This is a genomic window from Streptomyces sp. NRRL S-1813 (assembly GCF_000719605.1).
In the GTDB taxonomy this organism is placed as follows: domain Bacteria; phylum Actinomycetota; class Actinomycetes; order Streptomycetales; family Streptomycetaceae; genus Streptomyces; species Streptomyces decoyicus.
The window spans coordinates 1-25840 of record NZ_JOHB01000016.1 but is presented as its reverse complement, the minus strand read 5'-3'; the positions used below and the strand labels follow the sequence as shown (position 1 = coordinate 25840).

Genomic DNA, 25840 nt, shown 5'->3' with positions numbered 1-25840 from the left:
AGAGCTCCCGTGCGCTGGAGGCGCAAGACGCTATGAGAGAGCACATGGACCATTGGGCAGCTGGCGGCCCGTACCGGACTGCCGGTGAAGACGGTCCGGTACTACTCCGAACTACTCCGACATCGGCCTGCTGCCCGTCGCTGAGCGAAGCGCCGGGGGCCACCGCCGCTACCGGACGGAAGCGCTGGAACAACTGCACCTGGTCCAGCGGCTGCGCGCGCTGGACACCCCGATCGCCACCCTCGCCCAGCTCGCTTCGGGCGAACGCGGCCTCGGCGACGTCATCGCCGACGAGATGGGCCTCGTGCGGAGCCGATTGACCGAACTCCACTGGCGCCAGGCCATCCTGGAGGCGCTGGACAACTGCTCCGCACGGGAGCGGCTTCGCCGCCTGGAGGTGCTGTCCCGGGTCCAGCGTCTGCCGGAAGCCCAGGACCGGCTCGCCAGGGCATGGGGGCAGACGATCCCCGCTTCCGTACCGGCGCGCCTTGCCGACGCCGTCGCCGCGCAGGCCGTCCCGGAACCTCCGGAGAACCCCACCGCCGAAGTGGTCCTGGCCTACGCCGAACTGCACACACTCACCGGGCACCAGGACTTCCCCGTCTACTGGCCCTGCCCCCACGCACGCGACAAGGCGTCGCTGTACTCCGAACTCCTCGATACCTCCGAGCTCGCCGCCGACACGGTCGCCGACGGCCTGCCACCCCAGCCCGGAGAGGTCCTGGCCGAGCCGGCACCGGCGCGATGACGCCGTCCCGCCGACGGAACCCAAGAGCCGGTGGAGGCAGAGACCGGCCGCCCGACGCCGAGGTGCGACGCGTTTCAGTGCGGCCGTGACTGCGAGACCCCAAGGGTGCTGGGCGCCAGTGCGGCAGCTCAGGGGCTCGGTGGTCCGGGAGCCGGGATGAGGCTCGGTCGGGCGGGCCGGCCGAAGCGCACAGCAACGCCTGGTGAGTAGAGCACGCTCGCCGGTGTTCCGCTCGGCTCGGGCAGTCCCGCGGCCGTCACCAGGTTCTCGTGACACTCGATCAGCTCGGCGCGGTGCAGTGGCCACCGTGGGTGGGTGTTCGGCAAGTACATCGACTGTCCGAAGAAGCTGTTGTGCATGCCCCAGCGCGCGGTCAGGAAGTGCTCGAGTGCGGTGGGTTCCTCGATCCGTTCACCGAGCCGTACGGTCACGCTGCTGTGTGCGCCGCGCGGTCCGGGCCAGCGGCGACGGCTGTGGTAGCTGATCGTGTCGGCGCGGCGGCTGATGGTCATGCGGGACCACAGATACGGCAGTCGGAAGAAGGCCCGTGCGATCGCCACGGGTATGAGGCGGGAGGCGTCGAGCGAGCGGAAGACAACGCCTCGGCGCCCGAGGGCATCCACGGTGTACAGGCGCACGTTCGTCTCCGGGAAGGTGCCCAGATACGGCACACCGGGCAGCCGGAGCCATCCGACGCGATGCATACGGAAGGCGACCAACCCGACATAGGTGGCGCCGTCGAACGTATCGGGGACCGTACCTGCGGGCAGGAGCGGCGCGACGTCGGCGGGGTCGACGGCCCAGTGCACAAAGGCCAGATCCAGCCACGACTGGGTGAGGAGAGGGCGCGGCGTCGAGTGCGCTGGATCCGGGACCACGGGTTCAGGGGCGAGCGGGGCGGTCGACACTTCGGCAGCATCGCACACCCCCCATGCCCGGCTCCGGGGTGGTCCGTGCTCGACGACTGGGTGTCGGTCCGGGGCAGACTTCGGGCCCCTGTGCGCTGCCGCTCAGGAACGCCCCGACTCCTCCGCGGTGTTCAGGATGTTCACGTTCCGGAACAGCGCCGAGGGGCAGCCGTGGGACACCGCGGCGATCTGTCCGGGCTGAGCCTTTCCGCAGTTGAAAGCACCTCCGAGGACGTAGGTCCCGGGTCCGCCGACGGCCTCCATGGAGCCCCAGAACTCCGGGGTGATCCCCTGATAGGCCACATCCCGGACCTGCCCGCAAAGGCGTCCGTTCCGGATCGTATATGCCCTCTGTTCTGTGAACTGGAAGTTGTACCGCTGCATATCGATCGACCAGGAGCGGTCGCCGACGACGTAGATGCCGCGCTCCACCCCCGAGATCAGCTCCTCGGTGGACGGCCCGTCCGCAGCCGGCTGAAGCGAGACATTCGCCATCCGCTGGACCGGCACATGGCCCGGCGAGTCCGCGTACGCGCATCCGTTGGAGCGCGAGAAGCCCGTCAGCTTCGCCATTCGGCGGTCCAGTTGATAGCCGACCAGGGTCCCGTCCTTGACCAGGTCCCAGGACTGTGCGGCCACCCCCTCGTCGTCGTAGCCGATCGTGGCGAGCCCGTGCTCGGCGGTCCGGTCACCGGTGACATTCATGAGCGCGGAGCCGTACGCCAGCTTCCCGAGCTGGTCGAAGGTGGCGAACGAGGTCCCCGCGTAGGCCGCCTCGTAGCCCAGCGCCCGGTCCAGCTCGGTCGCGTGGCCGATCGACTCGTGGATCGTCAGCCAGAGGTTGGAGGGATCCACCACCACGTCGTACGCGCCCGGTTCGACGCTCGGTGCGCGCATCTTCTCGGCGAGGTGCTCGGGGATGCGGGCCAGTTCGCCGTCCCAGTCCCAGTGGTCCCCGGTCAGGTACTCCCAGCCGCGCCCGGCCGGCGGGGCGAGGGTGCGCATCGAGTCGAAGTCGCCGCTCGCCGGGTCCACCGCGACCGCCGTCAGCTGCGGATGCAGCCGCACCCGCTGCTGGGTGGTGCTGGTGCCCGCGGAGTCGGCGTAGAACTTGTTCTCCTGGACGGTCAGCAGCGAGGCGTCCGCATGGGTCACGCCCTTGGCGGCCAGCAGCCGCGCGCTCCACTCCGCCAGCAGCCCGCTCTTCTCGGTGTCGGCCACGTCGAACGGATTGATGTCGTAGGACGAGACCCAGGTGCGGTCCGGGTGCGCGGGTTCCTCCGCCAGCTCGACCCTGCCCCCGTCGGGGGTGCCCTCGGCGGAGCCGGCGGCCGCGAGCACTTTCGCCGACAGCTTGGCCATCGCCACGGCCTGGGAGGCCACCCGCGCCGCCGCGTCCATCGTGAGATCCACGCCGGCGGCGAAGCCCCAGGCCCCGCCGTGCACCACCCGGACCGCGTACCCGAGGTCGGTGGTGTCCGAGGTACCGGACGTACGGGCGTCCCGCAGCCGCCATGAGGCGCTGCGGATCCGCTCCAGGCGGAAGTCCGCGTGGTCGGCGCCCAGCGCGCGGGCGCGGGCCAGTGCCGCATCGGCCAGCGCGCGCAACGGCAGCGCCAGGAATGCTTCGTCAACGGCATGGGGTGCAGGCAAGGAGTCCTCCCGTGGTCGGCGCCTGCATCATGCCCTGCGGCGCGCCCGCGGCCCAGGGTGCGGTGGTGCGCGGCGTGGAGAGCCGGCCGGTGCGGCGCGGTGTCCCGGGCCTGTACGGCACGGCCCGCGGGAGCTGCCGAGGGACGGGCTCCGGTGGCCGTTCTGTGGAGACCCGACAGTGACCGGCGCGCGTGCCTGTCCGTGCTGGATTCCACCTAAGGGCTCTGTGACCGATAGTTTCGTATCGAACGCAGGACGGACAGAACACGGAAAGGGTGATCTCTTGAGCCGCTCGGTTCTGGTCACCGGAGGTAACCGCGGCATCGGCCTCGCCATTGCCCGTGCCTTCGCCGAGGCAGGCGACAAGGTCGCCATCACCTACCGCTCGGGCGAACCGCCCGCGGGGTTTTTGGCCGTGAAGTGCGACATCACGGACAGCGAGCAGGTCGAGCAGGCGTACAAGGAGATCGAGGAGAAGCACGGTCCGGTCGAGGTGCTGGTGGCCAACGCCGGCGTCACCCGTGACCAGCTGCTGATGCGGATGTCCGAGGAGGACTTCACCTCGGTCCTGGAGACCAACCTCACCGGCACGTTCCGGGTGGTCAAGCGCGCCAACCGGGCGATGCTGCGGGCCCGCAAGGGCCGGGTCGTGCTGATCTCGTCCGTGGTGGGCCTGATGGGCGGCGCGGGCCAGGCGAACTACGCCGCGTCCAAGGCCGGCCTGGTGGGCTTCGCCCGCTCGCTCGCCCGGGAGCTCGGCAGCCGCAACATCACCGTCAACGTCGTCGCCCCCGGCTTCGTCGACACCGACATGACCCGCGTGCTCACCGACGAGCAGCGGGACGGCATCGTGAAGCAGGTGCCGCTCGCGCGGTATGCACAGCCCGAGGAGATCGCCGCCTCGGTCCGCTTCCTGGCCTCCGACGAGGCCGCGTACATCACTGGAGCCGTCATTCCTGTCGACGGCGGATTGGGCATGGGTCACTGATCAGCATGAGTGGAATCCTTGCAGGCAAGCGCATCCTGGTCACGGGTGTCCTGACCGAGTCGTCGATCGCGTTCCAGGCGGCCAAGGTCGCCCAGAACGAGGGCGCCGAGGTCATCCTCACCGGCTTCGGCCGGCTCTCCCTCGTCGAGCGGATCGCCAAGCGGCTGCCCAAGCCCGCTCCGGTCATCGAGCTGGACGTCACCAACCAGGAGCAGCTGGACGGGCTGGCCGACAAGATCCGCGAGCAGCAGGGCGAGGACGCCCGCATCGACGGCATCGTCCACTCCATCGCCTTCGGCCCGCAGGGCGCCTTCAACTTCCTGGAGGCGGAGTGGTCGGACGTGGGCACCGCGGTGCAGGTCTCGGCGTACTCGTACAAGTCGCTGGCCATGGCCTGCCTGCCGCTCATGGAGCACGGCGGCGCGGTCGTCGGCCTCACCTTCGACGCGCAGATCGCCTGGCCGAAGTACGACTGGATGGGCGTGGCCAAGGCGGCACTGGAGAGCACCAACCGCTACCTCGCGCGTGACCTCGGTCCCAAGAACATCCGCTGCAACCTGGTCTCGGCCGGCCCGATCAAGTCGATGGCCGCCAAGTCCATCCCCGGCTTCGAGGAGCTGGCGGACGTGTGGAACCACCGCGCCCCGATCGGCTGGGACCTGGCCGACCCGGAGCCGGCCGGTCGTGGCGTCGTCGGCATGCTGTCCGACTTCTTCCCCCGGACGACGGGCGAGATCGTGCACGTCGACGGCGGTGTGCACATGATGGGCGCCTGACGCCCGCAGCGCATCCGTACTGCCCGTTCCGGTCCGCCGGGGCGGGCAGTACGCGTTTCCGGGGGAGGGGCTGCTCAGGGCCGCTGCCACCCGCCGAGGTGAGGTGCCCCGGGCGTCAGCCGCGTTCCGGGAGGCCGAGCCGGCAGCCGAAGGGGTGGGCGCTCGCCTCGGCGGCGGCCAGGTCGCCGTCACCCGCACGGATCGCCTCCACCAGCCGGGCATGGTCCATATGCGCCTCGGGCCGCAGCTCCTCGCCCACGTCGGCCCGCAGGAAGTCGCGCAGCACACCCCCGAGGTCGGCGTAGATCTCGGCCAGTACCTCGTTGTGCGAGGCCGCCACGATGGCCATGTGCAAGGTCGCGTCAGCCTCCACGAAGGCCTCCGCGCCGCCGGACTCCCAGGCCCGCTCGCGCCGCTCCAGCAGGTTGTCGATCTGCCGCAGGTCCTGCGCGGTGCGACGCTGCGCGGCGAGCCGGGCGGCCGCCGCCTCCAGGGCGCTGCGCAGCTCGGCGACGTGACCGGGCTCGGCCGCCGCGAACCGGCGGTTCATCACCCCGGCCAGTTCGCTGGTCGCCACCACGTAGGTGCCCGAGCCCTGCCGGATGTCCAGCAGCCCGTTGTGCGCCAGCGCTCGTACGGCCTCGCGGACGGTGTTGCGGGCCACCCCGAGCTGCTCGACGAGCGCCGGCTCGGTCGGGATCCGGGATCCCACCGGCCATTCGCCGGACGTGATCTGGGCGCGCAGCTGCGCGATCACCTGGTCGGCCAGCGCGGACCGGCGGGGCGAGGTCAGAGGCATGGCTGCACTCCGGGGTGAAGGTGCGGACGGACGGCGGCGCGGCGCCCGGCGGACCCTGCCGGTCCCCGGCGCGGACCGGCACAGCAGAGGCTATCGACATCGGCTGGACAAGCATTCATCCCATGATTCTATGATGGCGCCTATGGCAGACGACGACCTCGCGACCCTCGGCCCCGCCGCCGAGCCCCGTACGACCCCCGCCACCGGGCCCGCCGACGGTGCCGGACAACCGCAGCCGGGCCCCGCGGAAGCCGCCCCGCAGGCCCGCCCGGCGACCGGGCAGGCCGGCCGCCGGCTGCCGCGGATCGTGATCGCCGGTCTCGTCCTCGCCGCACTCAACCTCCGCCCGGCCATCACCAGCCTCGGCGCCCTCCTGGAGGAAGTCCGCGACGGCCTCGGTATGAGCGGCACCGTCGCCGGGCTGCTGACCTCCGTACCTGCGCTGTGCTTCGCCGCCTTCGGCTTCGCCGCGCCCCGGCTGGCCAGGCGCTGGGGGCCGGGTGCGGTCGTCTGCGCCGGTATGGCGGCGATCGCCGTGGGTGTCGCGATACGCCCGTACGCCGGCGGCACCGGCGGCTTCCTCGCCGCCAGCGCGCTCGCCCTGGCCGGCATCGCGGTCAGCAACGTCCTGATGCCGGTCGTCATCAAGAGCTGGTTCGCCGACCGGGTCGGTTCGATGACCGGGCTCTACTCCATGGCGCTGGCCCTGGGCACCTCGCTCGCCGCGGCACTCACCGTCCCCATGACCGAAGCGCTGGGCGGCAGTTGGCGGACGGGGCTGGCGGTGTGGGGGGTGCTCGCCGCGGCCGCCGTGCTGCCCTGGCTCGTGGTGGTACGCCGGCGCAGGGCCGCCGCCGCACCGGCCATGGACTCCGCGGCGGGCGCCGGGGAAGCCCCCCTGCGGATCACCTCGTCGCCGACCGCCTGGGCGCTGGCCGTCTTCTTCGGCCTCCAGGCCACCGCCGCGTACATCACGATGGGCTGGATGCCGCAGATCTTCCGCGACGCCGGGGTCTCGGCGGGCACCGCGGGGGTGCTGCTGGCGGTCACCATGGCGATGGGCGTCCCGCTCTCCTTCGTCCTGCCGCGGCTGGCGTCCCGGATGCGGCATCAGGGCCCGCTCGCGGTACTGCTCGGCCTCTGCGGCCTGGCCGGCTACGCCGGACTGTGGCTGGCACCGGCCGCCGGCGCCTGGGCCTGGGCGCTGCTGATGGGCATCTCCAACTGCGCCTTCCCGCTGGCCCTGACGATGATCGGGATGCGCTCGACCAGCTCCGCCGGGGTCGTCAAGCTCTCGGCCTTCGCGCAGAGCGTCGGCTATCTGATCTCCATTCCCGGACCGCTGCTGGTCGGCACGCTCTACCAGCACAGCGGCGGCTGGGGGCTGCCGATCGCCCTGATGGCAGGGCTGATGGTGCCGCAGATCGCGGTGGGTGTGCTGGCCGGCCGGGACCGGCGCATCGAGGACGGGAGCTGAGTGCGACACTGGGCGGTATGCCAGTGCTCGAACCGAATCCGCAGGGCGGCCAGAAGAAGCTGCTCCTCGTCCTGGGCGCCATGCTCGGCGTGACCGTCCTCGTCGCGATCATCGCGAGTATCGCCGCACCCTAGGGCCGGTCCCGGCCGGACCTCGGCCGAGGTCCCGCGCGGGGGACGGGTGGGGGTATCCCCGCCATCCCCCAGGGGGCCCGGGTCAGGGGTAAGTGGGTGGTTTCCCGGGTGGGAACGGCCACCGGAGATCCGTAGCTTCGAAGGACACCACACGCCGCGGTGGGCGCCGCAGCCGCGGCCGCGCAGCCCTTCGAGCCGCCCCGGAGGCGATCCGCATGTCCGCCGCGTCCAGACGGTCACCCTCGGCCAAGGCCTCCCGTCGGCGGACGCGGCTGCCGTGGTGGGCGCCCGCGCTCCCGGTGATCTCCTTCATGGTCCTGCTGGTGCTCGCCGCGAGCCCCGCCGCGGCGAGGGCCGCGAGCGCCCCGCAGGGCCTGCCCCCGCTGCTGGAACTCCTGGCCGGGATCCTCCGCGCCGGTGCCTGGTGACCGCCCGCGCCCGCGCGTAACCCAGCGGGGGGAGCACTTCAACACCCCGCGCCCCGCGCCGCCTTTCGTGCGAAGCTGGGACGCATGAGCGCCGATACACCCCGCCGGATTGTCCTTCTCCGACATGCCAAGGCCGAATGGTCGGAGACCAGCGATCATGAGCGTCCGCTCGCCGAGCGCGGCCGCAAGGATGCCCCGGTCGCCGGCCGCTGGCTGGCCGGAGCCGGGATCACCCCCGATCTGACCCTGTGCTCGACGTCAGCGCGTACCCGTGAGACGTGGAAGCTCGCCGTCCATGAACTCCCGCAGCGACCCAAGACCGTCTATGAGGAGCGGATCTACGAAGCCTCCCTGGGCGAGCTCATCGCGCTGCTGAACGAGACCTCCGACGACGTGACCGACCTGATGCTGGTCGGGCACAACCCCGGCGTGCACGCCCTCGCCGATGCGCTCTCCGGCGACGCCGAGGGCGATCTGCTGCCGAGGATGAACCGCAGCGCCTTCCCGACGGCCTCCCTGGCCGTGCTCTCCTTCAGCGGCTCCTGGAAGTCCCTCGAGCACGGTGTCGGGCGGCTGGTCGCCTACTGGACGCCGCACGAGTGATCCCGCCGCCCTGGCCGCGCGAAGCGTGCAGGGCAGCGGCACGGACGCGACGAGGGCCCCGGCAGTTTCTGCCGGGGCCCTCGTGCGTGCCAGGGAGACGGTGCTCGGCCAGGGGTGCGCCGGGCCCGGGCCTGCCGGGTCGGGCCTGCCGGGCCGGGCGCTCACCCGACGTGGGTGTCCGCCGCCTCGACCTCTTCGCGGGTGATGCCCAGCAGATACAGCACGGTGTCCAGGAACGGCACATTCACCGCGGTGTGCGCCGCCTCCCGCACCACCGGCTTGGCGTTGAAGGCGACACCGAGCCCGGCCGTGTTGAGCATGTCGAGATCGTTGGCGCCGTCACCGATCGCCACGGTCTGCGCGAGCGGCACCCCGGCCTGCTGTGCGAACTCCCGCAGCAGCCGCGCCTTGCCGGCCCGGTCCACGATGTCACCGGTGACCCGGCCGGTGAGCCTGCCGTCGACGATCTCCAGGGTGTTGGCCGAGGCGAAGTCCAGCCCCAGCTCCTCCTTGAGCGCATCGGTGACCTGCGTGAAACCGCCCGAGACGACACCGACTTGGTAGCCGAGCCGCTTGAGGGTGCGTACCAGGGTGCGGGCCCCGGGGGTGAGCCGTACTTCCTTGCGCACGGCCTCGACCACGGACGCGTCGAGCCCGCCGAGCAGCTCGACCCGGGCATGCAGCGACTGCTCGAAGTCCAGCTCACCGCGCATCGCGGCGGCGGTGACCTCCGCGACCTCGGCCTCGCAGCCGGCGTGCGCCGCGAACAGCTCGATGACCTCGTCCTGGATGAGCGTCGAGTCGACGTCCATGACGACCAGCCGCTGCGCCCGGCGCTGGAGCCCGGCCGCCACCACCGCGATGTCCACCCCGAGCTGTGCGGCCTCGGGGGCCAGCACCGTGCGCAGCGCCTCGGTCGCCGCACCGGAGACCGCGAACTCGACAGCGGTCACCGGATACTTGGCCAGCCGGAAGATCCGGTCGATGTTGCCCCCACTGGCCGTTATGGCGGCGGCGATGGCGGCCGCGGTCTCCGCGGTGAGCGGATGCCCCAGCACGGTGACGTGCGAACGTCCGGTGCCGCGCGGACGGTTGTCGCCCCGGCCGGAGATGATCTCCGCCTGGAGGTTCAGCGACTCGGCCCAGCTGTGCACGGTGGCCCGCAGGTCGCCCTCGGAGGAGCCGGTGGTGCCCTGGGCGGGGGAGGGGGAGGTGACCAGTGCGCACAGTGTGATGCGCCCCCGGGTCACCACCTGTTCGATGTCCACGACATCGACGGAGTAGGCAGCGAGGGTGTCGAAGAGACCTGCGGTGATGCCGGGCCGGTCCTTCCCGAAGATCTTGACGAGAAGGGTCGGTACGTCATCGCCCGGTACGGCGGTGGCAGGCGGGATCTGCGATGCGCTCATGGTGCCCTTACGGTAACCGCCGGGCGATCGCGTCCGTACGCGTGTCCGGGGTTCGGACCGGCACGGCCCGGTGGCGCCGCGCCCGCGCCCCCGCCGCCTGCGGCCCCGGCGCCCCGTCGATCGTTATGGAGTCGTGTCCGGCCGCCGGGCCAGGAGCACCTGCTCCGGTGCGCCAACACCCTTGCCGTGGTGACGGGTTCGGCACGTTCACGGAACGCGACCGCGACGGACCGCGCCGTCGATCGGGTATTCATCCTTTTCCTCCCATGATGCGGCCTCCGGGGCGGACGTGCAGGACATCCCCGGCGGGCCCTGCCGCACCCCGCCGCAGCCCATTCCGTCCGGAACACCCGTAATCCGGTGATCCCCGCCCGTTCATGGGTTCTTCCCGTGCTCCGGGGGAGTTTGACGGGCACCGCCGCGAGCCCCTTGCACCCCGGTCCCGTCCCGGTTTCCGGTCGGAGGGCCGAGCCTGAAATAGTTCCTCACGATGTTCGCCATCCCTGGACTTCCCATACAGGGCGTCACTCGGGGGACTATGTAATGGGGCATGGAGTGCCTGAACTCGTACTCGAATTGAACGGCAGGACCTGGACACTCGATCCGTCCCGGTCCTACAACGTGGGGCGTGATCCGCAGGGCGACATGGTGCTCGACGACGCCAGGGTCTCCTGGCGGCACGCCACCGTGCGCTGGGCCGGGCGCGGCTGGATCATCGAAGACCAGGGCAGCACCAACGGCACGTACGTCCAGGGCCAGCGGATCCACCAGATGGAGATCGGCCCCGGCTCGACCGTGCATCTGGGCAATGCCACCGACGGTCCCCGGGTGACCCTGTCCGCCGGGGCGCCGGCCGCCGACGCCTTCAGCGCACAGCCCGCGATGGCGCCGCAGCAGCAGGCCGCGCAGGGCTGGCAGGCGCCGCCCGCGCACCAGCCGCCGCCCGCCCAGCAGGGCTGGCAGGCGCCGCCGCAGGGCGGGCAGCAGCCCTACGTCCCGCCACAGCAGGCCCAGCAGCCTCCACAGGCCCAGCAGCCTCCACAGGCCACGCCTCCGCAGCAGTCCCGGCAGGCCCAGGAACGCCCCGCGCAGAACGCGGGCGGCGCGCCGGCCCACGGTGACCGCAGCCCGACCACGTTCCACCGCCTCGACACGGGCCGGGTGATGCGCATCGGCCGTGCGCTGGAGAACGAGCTGGTCGTCTCCGACCTCCAGGTCTCCCGCCACCACGCCGAGTTCCGTGCCACCCCCGACGGCCGTTTCGAGATCCACGACCTCGGCAGCCACAACGGCACGTACATCAACGGCCAGCCGGTCCCCAAGTCCGGCAAGGCGCCGGTCGGCCCGAACGACATCATCGGCGTCGGCCACTCCACCTTCCGGCTGGTCGGCGACCGCCTGGAGGAGTTCGTCGACACCGGCGAGGTCTCCTTCTCGGCCCGCCACCTCACGGTCACCGTCGACGGCGGCAAACAGATCCTCAAGGACGTCTCCTTCGGCGTCCCCGAGAAGTCGCTGGTCGCGGTCATCGGCCCCTCCGGCTCCGGCAAGTCGACGCTGCTCAAGGCGCTGACCGGCTACCGCCCCGCGAACCAGGGCGATGTCCTCTACGACAACCGGAACCTCTACAAGCAGTTCGCCGAGCTGCGCCAGCGCATCGGTCTGGTCCCGCAGGACGACATCCTGCACAAGGAGCTGACCGTCCAGAAGGCCCTCAAGTACGCGGCCAAGCTCCGCTTCCCCGGCGACACCGCGGAGGCCGAGCGCGAGGCCCGGATCGACGAGGTGCTCCACGAGCTCAAGCTCCACGTCCACAAGGACAAGAAGGTCACCTCGCTCTCCGGCGGCCAGCGCAAGCGCGTGTCGGTGGCCCTGGAGCTGCTGACCAAGCCGTCACTGATCTTCCTGGACGAGCCGACCTCGGGTCTCGACCCGGGCATGGACCGCGATGTCATGCAGCTGCTGCGCGGCCTCGCCGACGACGGCCGTACGGTCCTGGTCGTCACGCACTCGGTGGCCGAACTCGGCCTGTGCGACAAGCTGCTGGTGATGGCGCCGGGCGGCGGAGTGGCCTACTTCGGCCCGCCCGAGGAAGCACTCAACTTCTTCCAGTACGACTCCTGGGCGGATGTCTTCTCGGCCTTCGAGAACTACCGCGACTACGACTGGATGGGGCGCTGGCGCGGCTCCCCGCACTACCAGTTGTACGCCGCGGACATCGACGCCGTCGCCCCGCAGTCGGTCAATGTCCAGGTGCCGCCGGCCCGGATACAGAAGTCCCAGAGCTGGGGCTCGCAGCTGTGGACGCTGATGCGCCGCTATGTCTCGGTGCTCGCCTCCGACCGGGGTTTCCTCGGCCTGATGCTGATCCTCCCCGCGGTTCTCGGTGTGGTCTCGATGCTGATCCCCAGCGATTTCGGCCTCGGCTACGGACCGGTCAACAAGAGCCGCACCAACCGCGACGCGAGCACGATCATGCTGATCCTCGCGGTCGGCATGTGCTTCTCGGGCGCCGCCAACTCGGTCCGTGAGCTCATCAAGGAACGGGTCATCTACGAGCGCGAACGGGCCACCGGCCTGTCGCGGTCGGCGTATCTGATGTCCAAGGTGATCGTGCTCGGCGTGGTCACGGCCTTCCAGGGCGTGATCATCGCGGCGATCGGTTTCTCCACCCGGAACATGCCCGACGAGGGCCTCGTGGTGGCGAAGGCCCCGGCCATCGAGATGGCACTGGCGATCATCGCGCTCGGCTTCACCTCGATGATGTTCGGCCTGATCATCTCCGCACTGGTCAAGACCGCCGAGAAGACCATGCCGCTGCTGGTCATGTTCGCCATCGTCCAGGTCGTCTTCACCGGCGTGCTCTTCCAGCTCTTCGACACCGTGGGCGTCGCCCAGTTCGCCTGGCTGATGCCGTCGCGCTGGGCCGTTGCCGCGATGGGCGCGACCGCCGATATGAACACGCTCCTGCCGTGGGAGCCGGGCAACCCGGACCCGCTGTGGAAGCACCAGACCGGCGTCTATGTGATGGACATGATCATCCTGATCAGCCTGGGCATCGCGCTCGCCTTCGTCGTCGCGCGGCTGCTGCGCCGCCACGAGCCGGAGGTCATGCGCAAGTAGCGCCCTGCCGCATCCATGGCACGTCCGAGGGGCGGCACCCGACATCGGGTGCCGCCCCTCGGCGGTGTGTGCGGGACTGCGGACCGTCTGAACCGTCGGCTCAGTAGGCCGAGTTGACGTTGTCCATCGAGCCGTACTTGTCGGCCGCGTAGTTGCAGGCGGCGGTGATGTTGGCGACCGGGTCGTAGGCGTTCCAGGAGGTGCCCTCGACGTGGTACGCCTTGAAGGTCGGGGCGATCACCTGGAGCAGGCCCTTGGACGGGACGCCGTTGATGGCGTTGATGTCCCAGTTGTTGATGGCCATCGGGTTACCGCTGGACTCCCGCATGATGTTGCGGTGGATGCCCTCGTACGAGCCGGGTATGCCCTTCTTGGCCATGATGTCCAGCGACTCGCGGATCCAGCCGTCCAGGTTGTCCGGGTAGGTCTTCTTGGCGGGCTTCGCGACGGGCTTCGCAACGGGCTTCGCGACCGGTTTCGCAGCGACCGCCTTCGGAGCGGCGGCGGGGATCGCGGTGCGTACGGCGGACCGGTTCGCGGCCGCCTTCGCCGCGCGCGCCTTCTCGGCCTTCACCGCCGCAGCCTTCTTGGCGGCGGCGGCTTCGGCCTTGCCCTCGGCGGCGGAGTGGTCGGCCTGCTTGGCGATCGTGGCCTGCTGGGCCTTGGCGGCGGTACCGACTGCGCTGAAGGCAACCGGCTGGACGTTCTCGACGGCGGTGGCCTGGCTCTTGCCCTGATCGGCGTCGGCACCGGGAACGACGGTGAAGACCAGAGCGGCGGCACCGGCTGCGGCGACACCGGCGACGGAGAGCTTGTGCGTCCGGGTCAGGCGGTGGAGACCAGAAGTGGCGTGCTGAGGCATGGCAGGACAGACCTTCCGATGGGGGACGCCGCACGGGCCGAGAGCGGTGGCAAACGCCGTATTCCGATCACGGCGCCGAGCGACGGGAGCCATTCTTAGCGGCAGGAAATTCCCCCGGCAAAGGTGTGACGTACGATGCGCGTTAGTGGAACCAGGGTGGCGGATATTGCATCCCGAATAAGACTTTCCCAGCTCATGCACTATTCGGGGGTCCACTAACCCGGCTCGTAAGTGACCTGCGTCCTATGCTCGGCGTCACAGTGTGAAGAGTTTCGTCTCGCCGGATGTAATTGCAAATGCACAGTCCGTATGCGTCAGATCTCCACCACGACCTGGTCGAGCGACATGTGAATCGGATCGGGCCCTTCGCATTCCGGCGCCGGACAGCCCACCGGAATCACCGCGAACGCCTTCCCGGTCCCGGGCCGGCGATCGTGTCCCGCTCGGTCCGGCAGCACCAGATGCAGATCACCGAATGCGTGCCACGGATAGCGCCGCCGGACCGCCGCCGCGCAGGCCCGCCCCAGCGCCTCGTCGTCGGCCACCGCCGCCCGCATCAGCAGAGGGGAGGCGGTGGGCTCGTGCAGCCCGGTGAGCGGGCCGTCCACCGCCCGCACCCCGCGTCGCGGCGTCACGACGAGGTCCGTCCGGCCCGCCGCGGCCCGTACCCGCCCGAACGGGGCCTCCAGTACCGGCCGCGCCCCGCCGGGCAGCCGCACCACCGCGCCGGCAGCTCACCGAAGGCGTGGTGGCTGACCTCGGCCGCACCCCGGCTCACCGTCAGCCGTACGGCGTCCCGGCCCAGGCCCCCCGCTGCTCGGCCGGAACCCGCGCCGACAGCTCCTCCGGGACGTGCAGCGCCTCGGCGGTCACCGGGTGCTCGCCCCGTCGGGCGCATCCGCCCCGGCCGCCCCACCCGCCCCGGCCGCCGCCGCATTCTCTTCGATAACTACATACCCTATCCCGATATAAGGGGACGAATCGGACGATCCGGCATTTCGGGCATTCTCGGTACAAGGGTTCGAATCGTATGTCTGCCCATTGCCGACATCCGCCGCATAAGACCTGTTCCCTGTATAAGGGGTGACTTCCTCATACGAGGCCAGGTAGGAGGAACTACGCAAGAGCGGCAAAACCTCCTGGAGAAGGCCGAGCGGTGCCACCGCATTCACCTCCAGCGCCACCCGCGGCCCGTCCAGCGGATGGTCCGGCGGCCGCACCAGCGGCTCGGCCCCCAGCGCGCTCGCGTTGTTCACCAGCAGAGCCAGTCCGCCCAGCTCACCCGCCGCGGCCACCAGCGCCGCCCGTGCCCGCCGTCCGTGACATCCCCGGGCAGCGCGACCACCCACGCCCCCGTCGCGCGGGCATTCGGCCTAGGCCGGTGGGCGTAGGCGGCAGCCGTCATCGGACCGATACGGGCTGGTCGCCCCGCCGGTACGGTGAGGCCATGACCAACGGAGCGGGAGCCGGGATCCCCGCGGTGAGCACCGCGATCCTGGCGATGAGCAGGCATCTGGAGGTGCGCGACGTCCTCAAGACGATCGTGGCCTCGGCCCGCGAGCTGCTGGACGCCGAGTACGCCGCCCTGGGCGTGCCCGACGACCACGGCGGCTTCGCCCAGTTCGTGGTGGACGGCGTCAGCGCCGAGCAGTGGAAGGCCATCGGCCCGCTGCCCCGCCAGCACGGCATTCTCGCCGCCATGCTGCACAACGCCACGCCCGAGCGGCTCGCAGACGTCCGCGAGGACCCCCGCTTCGGCGGCTGGCCGGCGGCTCACCCGGACATGTCCGACTTCCTCGGCCTGCCGGTCGCCGACGGCGACGAGATCCTCGGCGCCCTCTTCCTCGCCAACAAGCGCTGCTCCAAGACCCCTCCTTCCCGTGGGGACGGCTGCGGCTTCACCGAGGAGGACGAGCGGCTGCTCGGGATACTCGCCCAGCACGCCGCCATCGCGCTGACCAACGCCCGTCTCTACGAGCGCAGCCGCGAGCTGACCATCGTCGGGGAGCGCGCGCGGCTCGCCCATGAGCTGCACGACGCGGTCGCCCAGAAACTCTTCTCGCTCCGCCTCACCGCCCAGGCCGCCACGGCCCTGGTCGACCGTGACCCGGCCCGCGCCAAGGACGAGCTGCACCAGGTCGCCGCGCTGGCCGCGGAGGCCGCCGACGAACTGCGGGCCGCCGTCGTCGAACTGCGGCCCGCAGGCCTGGACGAGGACGGCCTGGTCGCCACCCTGCGCTCCCAGGCCCAGGTCCTGGACCGCGCCCACTCCGCGCGCGTCACCTTCGCGGCCCACTGCGTCCGGGCCCTGCCCGCCGCCCAGGAAGAGGCCATGCTGCGGGTCGCCCAGGAGGCGCTGCACAACGCCTTGCGGCACTCCGGTGCCGGACATGTCGAGGTGACGCTCACCCGGAACGGCCAGGGCGCCCTGCTGCGGATCGCCGACGACGGCTGCGGATTCGACCCCGGTACGGTCCGCCGGGCGGGCCGCCACCTGGGCCTGGTCTCGATGCGCGACCGCGCGGGCGGCGTCGGCGGAAAGCTCACCGTGGAATCGGAGCCCGGCAAGGGCACCGCTGTCGAGATGGAGGTGCCCGGTGGCTGACAAGGACAGGGACGGTGCGAGGGGCGTCCCCCGGGACGCAGCCGGGGCGGGCTCCGGCCGTCGGGCGGCGGGCGGCGGCCGGGCGATCCGCGTACTGCTCGTCGACGATCACCAGGTCGTGCGCCGCGGACTGCGGACGTTCCTGGAGATCCAGGACGACATCGAGGTGGTGGGCGAGGCCTCCGACGGCGCGGAGGGCATCGCCGCCGCCGAAGAGCTGCGCCCGGACGTCGTCCTGATGGACGTCAAGATGCCCGGCATGGACGGCATCGAGGCGCTCCGCACACTGCGCGAACTGACCAACCCCGCCCGGGTGCTGGTGGTGACCAGCTTCACCGAACAGCGCACCGTCGTCCCGGCGCTGCGCGCGGGCGCGGCCGGCTACGTCTACAAGGACATCGATCCGGAGGCGCTGGCCGGTGCCATCCGCTCGGTGCACGCGGGCCATGTGCTGCTCCAGCCCGAGGTGGCCGGTGCCCTGCTCGCCCAGGAGGAGAACAACGGCGGCCAGGGGCGCGGTACTTCCCTCACCGACCGGGAGCGCGAGGTGCTCGGCCTGATCGCGGACGGCCGTTCCAACCGCGAGATCGCCCGCGCTTTGGTGCTGTCCGAGAAGACCGTCAAGACCCATGTCTCCAACATCCTCATGAAGCTCGATCTCGCCGACCGGACACAGGCCGCGCTCTGGGCCGTACGGCACGGCATCGGGGCCTGAACGCCGTACGGGAGCACCGCCGTGCAGTGGTGCTCCCGTACCGTCGGCGCAACCGGAACGTCGTCTTCAGATCTGAGATTCATACTGTCGTGTAGCGGTAGCCCATTCGGCGTATCCCTTCTCGGGCCGTGCCGTTGTCCAGTGCAGTCGTGGCGGCTGGCCACGGCAACGGCAACGAGGAGCAAGAGAAGTGAAGAACATCAAGCGCGCAGCGGTCCTCACGATGGCGGCGAGCGGCCTGGCCCTCGCAGGCGCCGGCGTCGCCTCGGCCCACTCCCCGCAGGCGCAGGGCGGCGCGGTGCACTCCCCGGGCATCGTCTCCGGCAACGTCATCCAGGCCCCGGTGCACGTTCCGGTGAATGCCTGTGGCCTCACCGTCACCGCCATCGGCGCGCTCAACCCCACCTTCGGCAACCCCTGCGTCAACGTCTGACCGTCGCAGGACCCGCCTGACCCGCGCGGCGCCATGGTCCGCGCGGGCCGGGCCGGACCGGCCCCGGCATCCCTGGGATGCGCGGCCGGCCCCCTCCCTCCACCACCGTCTTTCCGGCCCTGTGCCACCACGTGAGGAACACGCCCCCATGAACACTGCCAAGAAGGCCGCCCTCGTCCTCGCCGCCACCGGTATCGCCCTCGGTGCGGCCGCCGGATCCGCCTTCGCGACCAGTGGCGCGCAGGCCGACGGCACGGCCACGCGTTCCCCCGGTATCGGCTCGGGCAACCTCGCTCAGGTCCCCGTGCACGTCCCCGTGAACGCCACCGGCAACAGCGTCAACGTCATCGGTGTGCTCAACCCCGCCTTCGGCAACGCCACCTCGAACAACTGAGGTTGTCCGAGCGGGGCTGAACGGCTTCGCCTGCCCAGAGGCGTTCGGCCCCGCTCGGCAAAGGGCCCCGCCGACCACACAATGGTCCGGCGGGGCCTGTTCCCGTTCACCCGCGGTGCCGCTCCCTCTCCTCCACCGCGGAGTTGTACGCCGCCACCTGCGCCCGACGGGCCGTACGCTCCACCGGCCGCAGCGCCTCGGCGCGAGCCGCGATCTCCGACGAGCTCACCGCGGCACCGTGCTCCCTGCCGTCCCCGCCGGCCTGCTGCGCGATATCGATGAGCGCACCGACGCGCTGCGCCAGCTCCAATACCCGCACCGCACGCGGCGGATACCCGGGGGCCAGCACCTGCCGGCCGGCCTCCGCCCGCGCCCGGTACGCCTCCAGCGCCGCCTGCGCCACGGGACCGGCCCCGGCCACATCCAGCTTCGCGAGCAGCTCGGTCGCGTCCCGCAGCGCTTCCGCCAGCTCCCGCTCCGCCTCGCCCAGCGACGGCACATCGGCCGGCGGCCCCTCCCGCACCGGCAGACAGCGCCAGACCACCTCCACATGCACATCGGGCGCGGCACCGCCCTCCGGCCCGGCCTCGTACGCCTCCGGGATCAGCCCCAGCCCGGCGCCCGCGGCGAGCACCGCCTCCTCGGCCTCCAACGCCCGCGCATTGAATTCCGGCGGTCCGCACAGCCCCAGCGGATGGCCGGGCACCGGCAGGGCCACCCGCAGGCCCTGCGCCCCCAGCGCCCGCAGCCGCCCCAGCGCGAGCGTCAGCCCCACCGGCGTCTCCTCGCCGGGCAGCCCCTCCACGCGGTGCACCGCATCGTCGTCCGCGATCCGATGCGCGGCTTCATCAGGTGAGACAAGTCCGGCCAAAAGGGCATTTCCCCACGCCGCCAGCCGTCCTGAACGAGGTTCATTGAGCATGGTCCCCAGCCTAGAGAAGAGCACCGACAACGAGTGGCGTAAGTTTGCAGGGGGGCTGCGCCTACAGGTGTACGCGACGACCGAGAAGCAATGGGAGACAACGCGCTCATGAGCGATGTGCTGGAGCTGGTGGACGTATCCGTGGTCCGCGAAGGACGGGCTCTGGTGGACCAGGTCTCCTGGTCGGTGAAGGAGGGTGAGCGCTGGGTGATCCTCGGTCCCAACGGCGCCGGCAAGACCACCCTGCTGAACCTCGCCTCCAGCTACCTCTTCCCGACCACCGGCAGCGCGTCGATCCTCGGCGAGCAGCTCGGCCGGGTCGACGTCTTCGACCTGCGCCCCCGCATCGGTGTCGCCGGCATCGCGCTCGCCGACAAGCTGCCCCGCAGCCAGACCGTCCTCCAGACCGTGCTCACCGCCGCGTACGGCATGACGGCCGGCTGGCAGGAGAGCTACGAGGACATCGACGAGCAGCGTGCCCGCGCCTTCCTCGACCGCCTCGGCATGACCGCGTACCTCGACCGGAAGTTCGGCACCCTCTCCGAGGGCGAGCGCAAGCGCACCCTGATCGCCCGCGCCATGATGACCGACCCCGAGCTGCTGCTGCTGGACGAGCCGGCCGCCGGTCTCGATCTCGGTGGCCGCGAGGACCTGGTGCGCCGCCTCGGCCGCCTCGCCCGCGACCCGTACGCACCCTCGATGATCATGGTCACCCACCATGTCGAGGAGATCGCCCCGGGTTTCACCCACGTCCTGATGATCCGTCAGGGCAAGGTGCTGGCGGCCGGCCCGCTCGAACTCGAACTCACCTCCAGCAACCTCTCCCACTGCTTCGGTCTCCCGCTGATCGTCGAGCGCAACGGCAACGACCGCTGGACCGCGCAGGGTCTGCCCCTGACCTGACGGCCCGCCCGTCGCCCGGCCGTCACCCCGCACGGAGCCTCCCCCTCCCGGACCCGGTCCGGGGGGAACCCCGACATGGCACCGCGCGCTCCTCGTTGCTGACCGATCGCGCCCTGTCCCCGGCCGCCGCACCGATCTACCATGAACCCGTGGAGCCATGGGTGTGGTGGCTGATCGCCGCCGTAGGACTGGGCATTCCTCTCGTCGTGACCGCGATGCCCGAATTCGGGATGCTCGCGGTCGGTGCCGTCGCCGGTGCCGTCACCGCGGGTCTGGGAGGCGGCACCGTCCCGCAGTTCCTCGTCTTCGCCGCCGTGTCGGTCGCGCTGATCGCCGTCGTCCGCCCGCTCGCCAGTCGCCACCGCGGCCAGAGCCCCCAACTCGCGTCCGGCATCGACGCACTCAAGGGCAAGAGCGCCACGGTCCTGGAGCGGGTCGACGGCGGAGGCGGCGGCCGCATCAAACTCGCCGGCGAGGTCTGGTCCGCCCGCGCCCTCGACGGCAGCCAGGTCTACGAGCCCGGCCAGCAGGTCGACGTCGTCGAGATCGAAGGCGCCACCGCTGTCGTCATCTGACCCGAACACGCTGCGCGACGCGCCACGACTCTGAAAGACTGATCAACGGCAAGCCGGTCGCCGGCCGGCAGGGACCAGCAACGAAGGGCACGGGAGCCGCTGTGGAACCGATCATCATCGTCCTGATCATCCTGGTGGTGCTCGTGTTCATCGCACTCATCAAAACGATCCAGGTCATCCCACAGGCCAGCGCCGCCATCGTCGAACGCTTCGGACGCTACACCCGCACCCTCAACGCGGGCCTGAACATCGTCGTCCCGTTCATCGACTCCATCCGCAACCGCATCGACCTCCGCGAACAGGTCGTGCCGTTCCCGCCGCAGCCGGTGATCACCCAGGACAACCTGGTCGTGAACATCGACACCGTCATCTACTACCAGGTGACCGATGCCCGCGCCGCGACGTACGAGGTCGCCAGCTACATCCAGGCCATCGAGCAGCTGACCGTCACCACCCTGCGGAACATCATCGGCGGCATGGACCTGGAGCGGACCCTGACCTCCCGTGAGGAGATCAACGCGGCGCTGCGCGGCGTCCTCGACGAGGCCACCGGCAAGTGGGGCATCCGGGTCAACCGCGTCGAGCTGAAGGCCATCGAGCCGCCGACCTCCATCCAGGACTCGATGGAGAAGCAGATGCGCGCCGACCGTGACAAGCGCGCCGCCATCCTCCAGGCCGAAGGTGTCCGGCAGTCCCAGATCCTCACCGCCGAAGGTGAGAAGCAGTCCTCGATCCTGCGCGCCGAGGGTGAGGCCAAGGCCGCGGCCCTGCGCGCCGAGGGCGAGGCCCAGGCGATCCGGGTGGTCTTCGAATCGATCCACGCCGGCGACCCGGACCAGAAGCTGCTCTCCTACCAGTACCTCCAGATGCTCCCGAAGATCGCCGAAGGCGACGCCAACAAGCTCTGGATCGTGCCCAGCGAAATCGGCGACGCCCTCAAGGGCCTCGGCGGCGCCCTCGGCAACTTCACCCCGCCGACCGGCGGCGGCTCCATCCCGAAGCCCAGCTCGCCGAACCGTGAAGCGCCCCCCATCGACTGACCCGTTCAGCCTCGTGCATGATCAGTGGTGGCCCCTCGACCTTCATGGCGGGGAGGCGACCCTGACCATGTGAGGAGATGGCCTTGTCCATCGGGGAAGCAGTCGCAGTCTTCGCCGCGGGAATCGGCGCCGGGACGATCAACACCATCGTCGGATCCGGGACGCTGATCACCTTCCCGGTACTGCTCGCCTTCGGCTTGCCGCCCGTCACGGCCAACGTCTCCAACACCCTTGGTCTGGTGCCCGGTTCGCTCAGCGGCGCCTTCGGCTACCGCCGAGAGCTGGCCGGCCAGCGCCGCCGGCTGCTGCGCTTCGCCGCCTTCGCCCTCGTCGGCGGCCTCGGCGGCGCGATCCTGCTGCTGGGGCTGCCCTCCAAGGCCTTCGACACCATCGTCCCGGTATTGATCGCCATCGCGCTCGTACTCGTCGTCGCGCAGCCCAAGCTCGCCGCGAGGGTCCGCGCCCGGCGCGAGCGCAACGGCACCACCGCCCACCCCGACGGCGGCCCCGCCCTGCTCCTCGGCCTGATGCTGGCCAGCGTCTACGGCGGCTACTTCGGCGCCGCGCAGGGGGTCATCTACCTCTCCCTGATGGGCGTGCTGCTCAACGAGGACCTCCAGCGGATCAACGCCATCAAGAACGTCCTCGCGGCCGTCGTGAACGGTGTGGCGGCGGTCTTCTTCCTCTTCGTCGCCCACTTCGACTGGACCGCCGTCGCCCTGATCGCCCTCGGCTCCACCCTCGGCGGCCAGCTGGGCGCGAAGGTCGGCCGACGGCTGCCGCCCACCGCACTGCGCGCCGTCATCGTCCTCGTCGGCCTGCTGGCCATCGTCCAGCTCCTCCTGAAGTAGGGGGAGCTGGACGAGAATTCCGGATGGTGCACGCTACGCGGGCACCGCCAGCCACTCCGGCAGCGCGTCCCGCACCGACACCCCCAGCGTCGACAGCAGCGCATCCGCCGGCGTCGGCTCGAACGGCCGCCGCAGCAGCTGCATCCCCGCCTGCTCGGGCGTACGGTCCGCCTTGCGGTGGTTGTCCTCCGCACACGAGGCGACGGTATTCAGCCAGGTGTCCCCACCGCCGTGCGACCGCGGCACGACATGGTCCACGGTCGTCGCCCGCCGCCCGCAGTACGCACACCGGTGCTGGTCACGCACCAGCACACCCCGCCGCGACCAGGGCGCCTGTCTTCGGAACGGCACCCGTACGTACCTGCTGAGCCTGATCACCTGCGGCACCGGTATGTCCACCGCGGCGGCACGGATGCGCAGCCCGGGGTGAGCGTGCTCGACGACCGCCTTGTCCTGCATGACCAGCACGACCGCACGCCGCAGCGACACCGTCGACAGCGGCTCGAAGCTCGCATTCAGCACCAGCGTCTCGCGCATCCCGTCCACCTCCCGGACCCGCTTCGCCCCCGCGGCGAAGTTGCTCCACTGTGCAGCGGCAGGTATTCCCCGAACAACGCAATTTCCGCACGCCACAAGGGAAATGGAGGGCGATCAGCAGATGAAAAGGAGGTGCCCGGCAGCGCCCGCGAGCCACGAAATGAGTGCGCTCCGGGTCCCGCCCCCGTGAAACACGCGAGACCCGGAGCGAACGGCAGCCGGCGAGGACACCCCACACGAGTGCGGGCTCCGGCAAGCGGCCGGCGACACACCTGCGCCCCGCCGCTCCCGCCACTGCGGTACCAGCTGCCCGACGCCCTGATGAGGGGCGGCGGCACGAGTACCACTCTGCGTGCGGGAAGCGCCGGGGCGCAACGGAATTACGGCGCTCAGCCCGCCGCGGGCAGCTCGAACTCGGCGATCAGCTGAGCCCGCCCGAGCGTGTGGAACCGCAGGTTGAAGCCCACCACCGCGGGCGAGGCCTCGGCATCCGGACCGAGCTTCTCCTGGTCCACCGCGTACACCGTGAACACATAACGGTGCGGACCGTCCCCGGGCGGCGGCGCCGCGCCCCCGAAGTCCCGCGTCCCGTAGTCGTTACGGACATGCACGGCGCCCTCGGGCAGCCCCTTCATCTCCCCGGACCCGGCACCGGCCGGCAGCTCCGTCACCGACGCCGGGATGTCGAACAGCGACCAGTGCCAAAAGCCACTGCCCGTCGGCGCGTCCGGGTCGTAGCAGGTGACGGCGTAGCTCTTCGTCCCCGCGGGCGCACCCTCCCACCGCAGTTGCGGCGAGCGGTTCCCCTCGGCGAAGACCTGCTCCGGCCGCAGCGTCCCGCCCGGCTCCACCTCGTCGCTCAGCACCGTGAACTCGGGCACCGGCGGATGGAAATCGTGCGGGAGCGGCCGCCGCTTCAGCTCGGACACTGCAACACCTCCTGGTCGCTTGCTGACACCTGTCCGGCCAGGTTAGAGCCAGTTCCGCTTACCGCCGACCTCCGCCAGCCACTGGTTGAGGTAACCCGCCCAGTCGGTCCCCTCGAAGTCGTTCAGCCCGACCGTGAACGACCGGTAGGTGTCCGAGCCCTCGCTGAACAGCCCCGGCTTCTTGTCCATCTCCAGGACGACGTCCATCTCCCGGTCGTCCGCCACGAACGACAGCTCGACCTGGTTCAGCCCGCGGTACTGCTGCGGCGCATGGAACTCGATCTCCTGGTAGAACGGCAGCTTCTGCCGCGTCCCCCGGATGTGCCCCTGCTCCAGGTCGGCGGCCTTGAAACGGAACCCGAGCCGCCCGAACGCGTCCAGGATCGCCTGCTGCGCCGGCAGCGGATGCACATTCACCGGGTCGAGATCACCGGAGTCCACCGCACGGGCGATCGCCAGCTCCGTCGTCACCCCGACGTTCATCCCGTGCAGATGCGTCCCCAGGAACGTCGTGATCGGCGTCTCCCACGGGATCTCCAGCCCGAACGGCACGGTGTGCGTCGCACCCGGCTGCACCGCAAACGCACCACCCAGCTGCACCTTGGTGAACTCGATGTTCCGCTTGTACTCCTCGTCGCCGCTCTCGACCTCGACGCGCGCCTGTAGTCCGACGGACAGCCCCTGGATGTCCTGGGCCACGGACCCGCCCTGGATCCGCACCTCGCCCTGTACGACCCCACCCGGTACGACGTTCTCCTCGAAGAGCACCGTCTCCACCGACGCACCTCCGGCGCCCAGGCTCGCCAGCAGCTTCTTGAATCCCATGCTCGTCCTCCCCAGGCGGAACCGCCTGTGCTCTGTATTGCGCGCCGAGCTCTCGGCTTGATCCCTACGAACGCGAAACCGAACAGTCCGGTTCCACGGCCCACACTTTCCCAACCCCGACGCCCCCATGGCCAGCCGCCCTCCAAAACGGCTGCACTACCCTCGGTCCGCATGACCGACGTACCGGAACGTATGCCGCTCACCCATGACTTCTTCGACCGCCCCGTGGTGGACGTGGCCCCCGACCTCCTGGGCCGCACCCTCCTCCGCAACACCCCCGACGGTCCGGTCGCAGTCAGGCTCACCGAGGTCGAGGCCTACGACGGCGAGACCGACCCCGGCTCCCACGCCTACCGGGGCCGCACCGCACGCAACGCCACCATGTTCGGCCCGCCCGGCCACGCGTACGTCTACTTCATCTACGGGATGTGGTTCAGCCTCAACGCGGTCTGCGGCTCCGAGGGCAAGGCGAGCGGTGTCCTCCTGCGCGCAGGCGAGATCCTCACCGGCGCACCCCTGGCCGCCGCCCGCCGCCCCAAGGCCCGCAACACCAACGAACTGGCCAAGGGCCCGGCCCGCCTGGCCACCGCCCTCGACATCGACCGCACCCTCGACGGCATCGACCTGTGCGCCGGCGGCACCGCACCGCTGTCCGTACTCCACGGCCGCCCGCCCGCTCCCGAGCTGGTACGCAACGGCCCCCGCACCGGCGTCGGCGGAGACGGGGCCGACCACCCCTGGCGCTACTGGATCGCCGACGATCCCACTGTCAGCCCCTACCGCCCCCACGTCCCCCGACGCCGCACCCCCACCGCTACTTGACTCTGCATCGCAGACCGCCTAACGTAGCCCGAGCCGCTGGAGACGGGCAGCGCTATTTGCGCAGACCGCCAGGCGGCACAACCAACCACTCCGATCGGTTCCCTAACGGGTCCAATTTCGCGTTGCCGAAATTCGATCAGGCCGACTCGATTATGAGTCGCCAGGGAAAGCCGCTAAAGTGGTGACCACGCCGAAAGGGCAGCAGTAAATAACTGCTCCGGGGTGAACCTCCGACGAATATCGGAACCGGAATCGAAACGAAACCGGATCTGGTAGAGTCGAAAACGCGAAGAAGCCGAAAGGCGGAAACGCACCGGCGAAAATCGGGCCCGCAAGGATCTGATAGAGTCGGAAACGCAAGACCGAAGGGAAGCGCCCGGA

At 70.6% G+C, this 25840-nt stretch carries 27 protein-coding genes and 3 pseudogenes; 19 read left to right on the top strand and 11 right to left on the bottom strand.

Annotated elements, in window-relative coordinates; all coding sequences use genetic code 11:
• Positions 1 to 51: 51 nt before the first annotated feature.
• The 3 genes and pseudogenes from IF67_RS46350 (at position 52) to IF67_RS40415 (ending at position 748) form a co-directional block, all read left to right on the top strand.
• Positions 52 to 144 carry a hypothetical protein gene (locus tag IF67_RS46350; protein WP_107050277.1) on the top strand — a complete coding sequence of 31 codons (93 nt, stop codon included), beginning with the start codon at positions 52 to 54 and terminating at the stop codon, positions 142 to 144.
• Positions 122 to 247: pseudogene (locus tag IF67_RS46345) on the top strand (MerR family transcriptional regulator); the annotation flags it as partial. The gene IF67_RS46350 and the pseudogene IF67_RS46345, both read left to right, overlap by 23 nt.
• 57 nt (positions 248 to 304) lie before the next feature.
• Complete coding sequence (locus IF67_RS40415) at positions 305 to 748, top strand: hypothetical protein (RefSeq protein ID WP_234341249.1); 444 nt, start codon at positions 305 to 307, stop codon at positions 746 to 748.
• Positions 749 to 876: 128 nt separating this feature from the next.
• Here the strand turns inward: IF67_RS40415 and IF67_RS0122345 are convergent, their stop codons facing one another.
• Together IF67_RS0122345 and IF67_RS0122340 are read right to left on the bottom strand one after the other, a co-directional pair.
• Positions 877 to 1656: a YqjF family protein gene (locus IF67_RS0122345; RefSeq protein WP_030988324.1), complete on the bottom strand. Its 780-nt coding sequence runs from the start codon at positions 1654 to 1656 to the stop codon at positions 877 to 879.
• A gap of 102 nt (positions 1657 to 1758) precedes the next feature.
• Positions 1759 to 3309, bottom strand: coding sequence for a TldD/PmbA family protein (locus IF67_RS0122340; protein ID WP_030988323.1), 1551 nt, complete (start codon positions 3307 to 3309; stop codon positions 1759 to 1761).
• A 283-nt stretch (positions 3310 to 3592) separates the two neighbouring features.
• Between IF67_RS0122340 and fabG the strand changes: the two genes are divergently transcribed.
• Complete coding sequence (gene fabG, locus IF67_RS0122335; RefSeq protein WP_030988321.1) at positions 3593 to 4297, top strand: 3-oxoacyl-[acyl-carrier-protein] reductase; 705 nt, start codon at positions 3593 to 3595, stop codon at positions 4295 to 4297.
• 5 nt (positions 4298 to 4302) lie between these two features.
• Positions 4303 to 5073, top strand: a complete 771-nt coding sequence (fabI, locus tag IF67_RS0122330) for an enoyl-ACP reductase FabI (protein ID WP_030988320.1) — start codon at positions 4303 to 4305, stop codon at positions 5071 to 5073.
• Positions 5074 to 5188: 115 nt separating this feature from the next.
• On the opposite strand, the gene IF67_RS0122325 is transcribed toward fabI, so the two are convergent.
• Positions 5189 to 5872 (bottom strand): FadR/GntR family transcriptional regulator, encoded by a 684-nt coding sequence (locus tag IF67_RS0122325; RefSeq protein ID WP_030988318.1) that lies wholly within the window; start codon positions 5870 to 5872, stop codon positions 5189 to 5191.
• Between the two features lie 142 nt (positions 5873 to 6014).
• Here IF67_RS0122325 and IF67_RS0122320 point away from each other — a divergent pair, with 142 nt between their 5' ends.
• The 4 genes from IF67_RS0122320 (at position 6015) to IF67_RS0122305 (ending at position 8514) form a co-directional block, all read left to right on the top strand.
• Positions 6015 to 7349 (top strand): CynX/NimT family MFS transporter, encoded by a 1335-nt coding sequence (locus IF67_RS0122320; RefSeq protein ID WP_030988317.1) that lies wholly within the window; start codon positions 6015 to 6017, stop codon positions 7347 to 7349.
• Between the two features lie 17 nt (positions 7350 to 7366).
• Positions 7367 to 7483, top strand: coding sequence for an SGM_5486 family transporter-associated protein (locus IF67_RS45785; RefSeq protein ID WP_267959227.1), 117 nt, complete (start codon positions 7367 to 7369; stop codon positions 7481 to 7483).
• A gap of 215 nt (positions 7484 to 7698) precedes the next feature.
• Positions 7699 to 7911, top strand: a complete 213-nt coding sequence (locus IF67_RS0122310; RefSeq protein ID WP_030988315.1) for a hypothetical protein — start codon at positions 7699 to 7701, stop codon at positions 7909 to 7911.
• Between the two features lie 84 nt (positions 7912 to 7995).
• Positions 7996 to 8514, top strand: a complete 519-nt coding sequence (locus tag IF67_RS0122305; RefSeq protein WP_030988313.1) for a SixA phosphatase family protein — start codon at positions 7996 to 7998, stop codon at positions 8512 to 8514.
• A gap of 161 nt (positions 8515 to 8675) precedes the next feature.
• Here the strand turns inward: IF67_RS0122305 and serB are convergent, their stop codons facing one another.
• A complete protein-coding gene (serB, locus tag IF67_RS0122300) occupies positions 8676 to 9923 on the bottom strand; it encodes a phosphoserine phosphatase SerB (RefSeq protein WP_030988311.1) in 1248 nt (415 codons plus the stop codon).
• A 543-nt stretch (positions 9924 to 10466) separates the two neighbouring features.
• On the opposite strand from serB, the gene IF67_RS0122295 reads away from it, so the two are divergent.
• The gene (locus IF67_RS0122295; protein WP_030988309.1) at positions 10467 to 13046 is read left to right on the top strand and encodes an FHA domain-containing protein; all 2580 of its coding nucleotides are present in this window, start codon (positions 10467 to 10469) and stop codon (positions 13044 to 13046) included.
• A 100-nt stretch (positions 13047 to 13146) separates the two neighbouring features.
• Here the strand turns inward: IF67_RS0122295 and IF67_RS0122290 are convergent, their stop codons facing one another.
• The 3 genes and pseudogenes from IF67_RS0122290 to IF67_RS46340 all read right to left on the bottom strand — a co-directional run.
• Positions 13147 to 13908, bottom strand: coding sequence for a transglycosylase SLT domain-containing protein (locus IF67_RS0122290; protein WP_030988307.1), 762 nt, complete (start codon positions 13906 to 13908; stop codon positions 13147 to 13149).
• 446 nt (positions 13909 to 14354) lie between these two features.
• Positions 14355 to 14588, bottom strand: a pseudogene (locus IF67_RS45115) (S-adenosylmethionine:tRNA ribosyltransferase-isomerase); the annotation flags it as partial.
• Positions 14589 to 15020: 432 nt separating this feature from the next.
• Positions 15021 to 15421, bottom strand: a pseudogene (locus IF67_RS46340) (hypothetical protein); the annotation flags it as partial.
• Between IF67_RS46340 and IF67_RS0122275 the strand changes: the two are divergent.
• The 4 genes from IF67_RS0122275 to IF67_RS0122260 all read left to right on the top strand — a co-directional run bounded on the left by IF67_RS0122275 (position 15356) and on the right by IF67_RS0122260 (position 18055).
• On the top strand, positions 15356 to 16513 hold the full coding sequence (locus IF67_RS0122275) for a GAF domain-containing sensor histidine kinase (RefSeq protein WP_030988304.1): 1158 nt from the start codon (positions 15356 to 15358) through the stop codon (positions 16511 to 16513). The pseudogene IF67_RS46340 and the gene IF67_RS0122275 sit on opposite strands and share 66 nt — an antisense overlap.
• An 85-nt stretch (positions 16514 to 16598) precedes the next feature.
• A complete protein-coding gene (locus IF67_RS0122270; RefSeq protein WP_030988302.1) occupies positions 16599 to 17228 on the top strand; it encodes a response regulator in 630 nt (209 codons plus the stop codon).
• A gap of 190 nt (positions 17229 to 17418) precedes the next feature.
• Positions 17419 to 17661 (top strand): chaplin, encoded by a 243-nt coding sequence (locus IF67_RS0122265; RefSeq protein ID WP_030988300.1) that lies wholly within the window; start codon positions 17419 to 17421, stop codon positions 17659 to 17661.
• A gap of 148 nt (positions 17662 to 17809) precedes the next feature.
• Complete coding sequence (locus tag IF67_RS0122260) at positions 17810 to 18055, top strand: chaplin (protein ID WP_030988299.1); 246 nt, start codon at positions 17810 to 17812, stop codon at positions 18053 to 18055.
• A 106-nt stretch (positions 18056 to 18161) separates the two neighbouring features.
• Here IF67_RS0122260 and IF67_RS0122255 read toward each other — a convergent pair whose 3' ends face one another.
• Complete coding sequence (locus IF67_RS0122255; RefSeq protein ID WP_030988297.1) at positions 18162 to 18977, bottom strand: hypothetical protein; 816 nt, start codon at positions 18975 to 18977, stop codon at positions 18162 to 18164.
• A 90-nt stretch (positions 18978 to 19067) separates the two neighbouring features.
• Here IF67_RS0122255 and IF67_RS0122250 point away from each other — a divergent pair, with 90 nt between their 5' ends.
• The 4 genes from IF67_RS0122250 (at position 19068) to IF67_RS0122235 (ending at position 22346) form a co-directional block, all read left to right on the top strand.
• On the top strand, positions 19068 to 19880 hold the full coding sequence (locus IF67_RS0122250) for an ABC transporter ATP-binding protein (RefSeq protein WP_030087609.1): 813 nt from the start codon (positions 19068 to 19070) through the stop codon (positions 19878 to 19880).
• 161 nt (positions 19881 to 20041) lie between these two features.
• Positions 20042 to 20455, top strand: coding sequence for an NfeD family protein (locus tag IF67_RS0122245; RefSeq protein WP_030988294.1), 414 nt, complete (start codon positions 20042 to 20044; stop codon positions 20453 to 20455).
• Positions 20456 to 20556: 101 nt separating this feature from the next.
• The gene (locus IF67_RS0122240; RefSeq protein ID WP_030087611.1) at positions 20557 to 21495 is read left to right on the top strand and encodes an SPFH domain-containing protein; all 939 of its coding nucleotides are present in this window, start codon (positions 20557 to 20559) and stop codon (positions 21493 to 21495) included.
• Between the two features lie 77 nt (positions 21496 to 21572).
• The gene (locus tag IF67_RS0122235; protein WP_030988292.1) at positions 21573 to 22346 is read left to right on the top strand and encodes a sulfite exporter TauE/SafE family protein; all 774 of its coding nucleotides are present in this window, start codon (positions 21573 to 21575) and stop codon (positions 22344 to 22346) included.
• Between the two features lie 33 nt (positions 22347 to 22379).
• Here the strand turns inward: IF67_RS0122235 and IF67_RS0122230 are convergent, their stop codons facing one another.
• The 3 genes from IF67_RS0122230 to IF67_RS0122220 form a co-directional block, all read right to left on the bottom strand.
• The gene (locus tag IF67_RS0122230) at positions 22380 to 22883 is read right to left on the bottom strand and encodes an HNH endonuclease (protein ID WP_030988290.1); all 504 of its coding nucleotides are present in this window, start codon (positions 22881 to 22883) and stop codon (positions 22380 to 22382) included.
• A gap of 389 nt (positions 22884 to 23272) precedes the next feature.
• Positions 23273 to 23812, bottom strand: coding sequence for a YbhB/YbcL family Raf kinase inhibitor-like protein (locus IF67_RS0122225; protein WP_030988289.1), 540 nt, complete (start codon positions 23810 to 23812; stop codon positions 23273 to 23275).
• Between the two features lie 42 nt (positions 23813 to 23854).
• Entirely contained in the window at positions 23855 to 24637 is a 783-nt protein-coding gene (locus IF67_RS0122220) for a sporulation protein (protein WP_030988287.1), read from the bottom strand.
• A 171-nt stretch (positions 24638 to 24808) separates the two neighbouring features.
• Here IF67_RS0122220 and IF67_RS0122215 point away from each other — a divergent pair, with 171 nt between their 5' ends.
• Positions 24809 to 25459 carry a DNA-3-methyladenine glycosylase gene (locus IF67_RS0122215; RefSeq protein ID WP_030988284.1) on the top strand — a complete coding sequence of 217 codons (651 nt, stop codon included), beginning with the start codon at positions 24809 to 24811 and terminating at the stop codon, positions 25457 to 25459.
• Positions 25460 to 25840: the final 381 nt, after the last annotated feature.

Coding starts and splice junctions, on each gene's coding strand:
- IF67_RS0122305 (WP_030988313.1), top strand. CDS start 7,996: ATGAGCGCCGATACACCCCGCCGGATTGTCCTTCTCCGACATGCCAAG.
- fabI (WP_030988320.1), top strand. CDS start 4,303: ATGAGTGGAATCCTTGCAGGCAAGCGCATCCTGGTCACGGGTGTCCTG.
- IF67_RS0122250 (WP_030087609.1), top strand. CDS start 19,068: ATGGGAGACAACGCGCTCATGAGCGATGTGCTGGAGCTGGTGGACGTA.
- IF67_RS0122320 (WP_030988317.1), top strand. CDS start 6,015: ATGGCAGACGACGACCTCGCGACCCTCGGCCCCGCCGCCGAGCCCCGT.
- IF67_RS0122230 (WP_030988290.1), bottom strand. CDS start 22,883: ATGCGCGAGACGCTGGTGCTGAATGCGAGCTTCGAGCCGCTGTCGACG.
- IF67_RS0122325 (WP_030988318.1), bottom strand. CDS start 5,872: ATGCCTCTGACCTCGCCCCGCCGGTCCGCGCTGGCCGACCAGGTGATC.
- IF67_RS0122235 (WP_030988292.1), top strand. CDS start 21,573: ATGGCCTTGTCCATCGGGGAAGCAGTCGCAGTCTTCGCCGCGGGAATC.
- IF67_RS0122310 (WP_030988315.1), top strand. CDS start 7,699: ATGTCCGCCGCGTCCAGACGGTCACCCTCGGCCAAGGCCTCCCGTCGG.
- IF67_RS0122215 (WP_030988284.1), top strand. CDS start 24,809: ATGACCGACGTACCGGAACGTATGCCGCTCACCCATGACTTCTTCGAC.
- IF67_RS0122295 (WP_030988309.1), top strand. CDS start 10,467: ATGGGGCATGGAGTGCCTGAACTCGTACTCGAATTGAACGGCAGGACC.
- IF67_RS0122290 (WP_030988307.1), bottom strand. CDS start 13,908: ATGCCTCAGCACGCCACTTCTGGTCTCCACCGCCTGACCCGGACGCAC.
- IF67_RS0122220 (WP_030988287.1), bottom strand. CDS start 24,637: ATGGGATTCAAGAAGCTGCTGGCGAGCCTGGGCGCCGGAGGTGCGTCG.
- IF67_RS45785 (WP_267959227.1), top strand. CDS start 7,367: ATGCCAGTGCTCGAACCGAATCCGCAGGGCGGCCAGAAGAAGCTGCTC.
- IF67_RS0122255 (WP_030988297.1), bottom strand. CDS start 18,977: ATGCTCAATGAACCTCGTTCAGGACGGCTGGCGGCGTGGGGAAATGCC.
- IF67_RS0122275 (WP_030988304.1), top strand. CDS start 15,356: ATGACCAACGGAGCGGGAGCCGGGATCCCCGCGGTGAGCACCGCGATC.
- IF67_RS0122260 (WP_030988299.1), top strand. CDS start 17,810: ATGAACACTGCCAAGAAGGCCGCCCTCGTCCTCGCCGCCACCGGTATC.
- serB (WP_030988311.1), bottom strand. CDS start 9,923: ATGAGCGCATCGCAGATCCCGCCTGCCACCGCCGTACCGGGCGATGAC.